We start from the raw sequence: 4,592 nt of genomic DNA on the forward strand, positions 1-4,592 counted from the left end.
CATTTTTAATTAATTTATTTACCTCTTCTTTTTGCTTTTTTCGGGCGAATGAGAAAAAACCGTCAATAATACTAACTTTATCTTCAAATTTATCCAAATCCACTTGATTTATAAAATCGACTATTAAGCTTTCTTTTGCACGATTTCCAACACTTGCCCTTATTAAACTTCTTATATCTCTAATTAAAATATCCTTGTCTTTCATTTTTTTATTTTTTTCAAAAATCAATTCAAGAATATAATCCAAATCAATTTCTTGTGATTTGAGTAAATCAACTTCAAAAACAACATCATCCCAGTCAATAGTAGAGTTTTCTTCCTTTTTATTTTCTTTTTGACGGCGGATTTCTTCACGGATGTCGTTATAAGTTGAACGATAGTCTTGCACCAATCTGTCAGATAAAGTTTCTATATTTTCAATCATTTTCAAATCATCATCGCTTAAATAGTATGTTTCTTTAAATTCTTTAATTGCTTCGAGATTGTTTTTATCTATTTGTTTAAATGCTTTCAATGCCGAAAATTCGTCATAATTTTGTAAAATATTCTCAACTTTTAAATATTCTCCAAAAAGTTTTACAAACTCTTTTTTATTACTTTCTTTAACAATCTCATCCGGATTGGCAAATTTTTCCTTTAGTTCTCTAACTATATCAATATATCCTTTACGAGCTTCTCCCGTAATAATATCCGTAAAACCTTCCATATACTCTTTGTAACTTTTTTCCAATATGATATTTTTTGTTTTTGAATTACCAAATAAAGTTATGGCATCAATTGTAGCCTGTTCTAAATCTCTAAAAGTTACAATATTTCCAAAAGATTTTGTTGAATCATATATTCTGTTTGTTCTTGAATATGCTTGAATTAATCCGTGATAACGGAGATTCTTATCGACAAACAGAGTATTTAAAGTCGGAGCATCGAAACCCGTCAAAAACATTCCGACGACTATAAGTAAATCAACATCTTTATTTTTTACTCTTTTTGCCAAATCTCTATAATAATTTTGAAATGATTTACTATCCACTCCATAATTAGTATTGAACATTTTGTTGTAATCATTGATGGCTTTTGCTAAAAATTCTTTAGCACTGCTCTCCATTGCACTTGGTTCAAAATTTTCATCTTGAATATCTCCAATTGCATCTTGTTCTTCATTTGGAGCAAATGAAAATATTGTAGCAATTTTAAGCGGCTTTTCATTACCATCTTGTAATTTTGTTAATGTTTCATAATAAAGTTTAGCGGCTTCAATACTGCTAACTGCAAAAATTGCATTAAAACCCTTGTTCCATGATTTTAAACGATGTGTTTTTTGTTTGAAATTTTTGAGTATATATTGAGAAATTTCTTTTAATCTGTCCGGATGCAATAATGCTTCTTTGTTTTCTGAAGCGGTTAACTTTTTTTCATCTTGCTCGGTTTCAAAAGATTTAAATTTAGGACGAACATCATTATAATCCACCTTAAATTTTAATACTTTTTCGTCTCTTATCGCATCGGTGATAACATAAGAATGAAGTTCCGTTCCAAAAACACTTGCGGTAGTTTCCGCTCCAAGAGCATTTTCAGGAAAAATCGGAGTTCCCGTAAATCCGAATTGATAATATTTTTTAAATTTTTTCTTAATATTTTTTTGAGCTTCTCCAAATTGCGAACGGTGAGCCTCATCAAAAATAAATACCACTTGTTTTTTATATATATCCAAATCATTTTCACTTTTGATGAGATTATTTAACTTTTGAATGGTTGTTACTATGATTTTATTATCATCTTTTGCAATGTTTCTTTTTAGCCCTGCCGTGCTGTCTGAACCATTTACACTATCGGGAGAAAATCTTTGATATTCTTTCATGGTTTGATAATCCAAATCTTTTCTATCTACCACAAAAAACACTTTATCTATAAAATCAAGTTCGGTTGCAAGTCTTGCCGCTTTAAAGCTGGTTAATGTTTTGCCTGAACCGGTAGTATGCCAAATATAGCCGCCACTTTCGACACTGCTCCATTTTTTAGAATTATAAGAACTTTTTATTTTCCACAATATCCTCTCGGTTGCCGCAATTTGATATGGTCTCATTATAAGCAGTGTATTGGTTACATCAAAAACACTATAATAAAGTAATATTTCTAAAATAGTTCTCTTTTGAAAAAAAGTTGCGGTAAAATCTTTTAAATCTTTGATAGGAGTATTGTCTTTTTTTGCCCAATTCATAGTAAAATCAAAACTGTTTTTATCTCTTTTGGTAGTATTGGCAAAATAACGAGTATCCGTGCCGTTTGAAATAACAAAAATTTGTAAATATTTGAAAAGAGAATGTTCACTATTAAAACTTTCTTTTGAATATCTATGAATCTGATTAAAGGCTTCTCTTATTGCAACCCCTCTTTTTTTCAGCTCTATTTGAATAAGTGGCAAACCGTTTACCAAGATAGTAACATCATAACGATTTAAATAACTTCCCTCTTGTTCAAACTGTGATATGACTTGAAGTTTGTTTCGATTTATTTTCTTTTTATCCACTAAATATATATTTTGGATATGCCCGTCATCAAAAACAAAATCATAAATATAATCATGATGAATTTTCTCGGTTTTATCTATGATAGTATCATTCGGTTTATCAAGATATTCTTCTACAAAACGATTCCACTCATCATTTGAAAATTTTATATTATTAAGCTCTTCCAATTGAACTCTAATATTTTTCAGCATATTTTGAGGAGTTTTAAGATTTTCCAAATACTCATAGCCTTGATTTTTCAAATCCTCAATAAGCTCTTTTTCCAAATCCGCTTCACTTTGATAGCTTTGAGGGCGGTCTATCTTTGTGTATTTATCTAAAACTATAAAATTATTTGATTCGGTTATAGGTTTAGTAGTCATCGGTTTTCCTTAATTTATTTTGTGCCACCATTTTATCAAAGTCCGACATATAGTCTTTGCTTTGTGTTTCTTTAAATTTTTCAAACTCTTTAATCGCTAAACTCCGGGCTATTTCGGCACTGATTTTACCTTTGTTTTTAAGTATGTCTTTGCTGTTAAATTCTAAAAAAGCATCAAGTTTTTCTATCCAATCTTTTTGAGTCATTGCTTGCTTATTTTTTGCTTGTAACTCTGCAAAGTTCAGATACATTTCAACAATTCTGTTGTATATATCAAGCTCTTCTTGTGTAAGATAATTTTTTGCCGTAATTACATCCTGTTGCCTGATTTTACCTTTCGGTGAATTTTTCCAGTTAGTTAATCCCATGTTGGGTTTCGAGCTGTCGGCTCTTTGTGAGATGATTTCAGCAGCGGTAAGCCCTGTAATAGCAAAATGAAATTTATTTTGAACAGTTGCATAAAACTCTTTTGTTTCATTACTGCTTGGGTCATAGTCTATACTACACTGTGCATATATATCCGTTATTTTTTGATAAAATCTCCTCTCGGAACTTCGTATATCTCTTATTCTTTCAAGCTGTTCATCAAAATAATCTTTGCCGAACGGTTGATTAGGATTTTTAAGCCTCTCATCATCCATTGCAAAGCCTTTGATGATATACTCTTTTAAAACTTGTGTTGCCCATATACGAAAAGTTGTAGCTTGCTTGGAATTAACCCTATATCCCACGGAAATAATCGCATCAAGGTTATAAAAAGACACTACCCTTTTTACCTCTCTATTTCCTTCTTTTTGAACTACCGAAATTTTTTCGGTAGTTGCTTCTTTTTGTAATTCATTTGTTTTATAGATATTTTTTAGATGATAAGATATAGTATCACTATCAACACCAAAAAGATTTGCCATCTGCTTTTGAGAAAGCCAAATAGTCTCATTTTGTATCAAAACTTCAAGTCTTATCTCTTCGTTTGGCGTTTTGTATAGTAGTATTTCGCTCATTTCAGTTTTCCTTTTTAAAACTCAATAACATATCTCTATAATACTCATACTGTTTTTGACGAAGCTCTATCTCTTTTGGCAATCCTTCGCTTATAGAGTTTGTTAAGGTATCAAATTTATCTAAAATGGCTACTATCTCTTTTTGTTTTTCTATTGGGGGGATTGGGATTTTAAATTTTTCAAGGTTATCTTTTGATATTCTTCTTACTTTTGCCCCTGTAATATATTTTAATTTTTGTTTTTGGAACATTGTTGTTTGAAAATAATAAGCTAAATATTTAACATTTTCATTGTGTCTAAATAACATCATATCACCTGAAATAGCTGTTTTTTCTCCTAACCAAGCAAGGGGTTTTAAAACATCTTCATCATTTTCCGAAGTTGTAGCTATTAATAAATCGTTTTTATTTGCAATTTTTAATTTTTTTGCTAATTCATTAGATACAAAAGTAAAAGTTTTAGTAGCACTTAAGCCATATTTAGTATAAATTTGCCCATAATGTATAGCTGGAAAACCATTTTCTACAAAATCTTTTTTTTGCATACCGTTTCCTCTAATAACTTGTCCTATTTCCCCCAACTTCTTCCACTCTACCTCATCATTACTAAAAGTTAAAAGTTTATCACGATAAAACTCATACTGTTTTTTTCTCAAAGACAGCTCTGCTGTAAGCTCTGCTGTAAGCTCTGTGAAATTGTCAA

Annotated in this window: 3 protein-coding genes; all 3 read right to left on the reverse strand. The window is 30.2% G+C overall.

Translation table 11 applies throughout. The annotated features are described in order from the left end of the window. Positions 1 to 2,890 (reverse strand): type I restriction endonuclease subunit R (locus ACXJIE_RS07215; RefSeq protein WP_456480295.1); only part of this gene is annotated, 2,890 nt, incomplete at its 3' end. After that, positions 2,880 to 3,890, reverse strand: coding sequence for a virulence RhuM family protein (locus ACXJIE_RS07220; RefSeq protein WP_456480296.1), 1,011 nt, complete (start codon positions 3,888 to 3,890; stop codon positions 2,880 to 2,882). The genes ACXJIE_RS07215 and ACXJIE_RS07220, both read right to left, overlap by 11 nt. 1 nt (position 3,891) lies before the next feature. Then, a partial coding sequence (locus tag ACXJIE_RS07225) for a restriction endonuclease subunit S (RefSeq protein ID WP_456480297.1) occupies positions 3,892 to 4,592 on the reverse strand: 701 nt, incomplete at its 5' end.

The organism is Nautilia sp. (genome assembly GCF_053994455.1).

Excerpts from the sequence above, each read along its gene's own strand:
- ACXJIE_RS07220 (WP_456480296.1), bottom strand. The coding sequence starts at position 3,890 with ATGAGCGAAATACTACTATACAAAACGCCAAACGAAGAGATAAGACTT.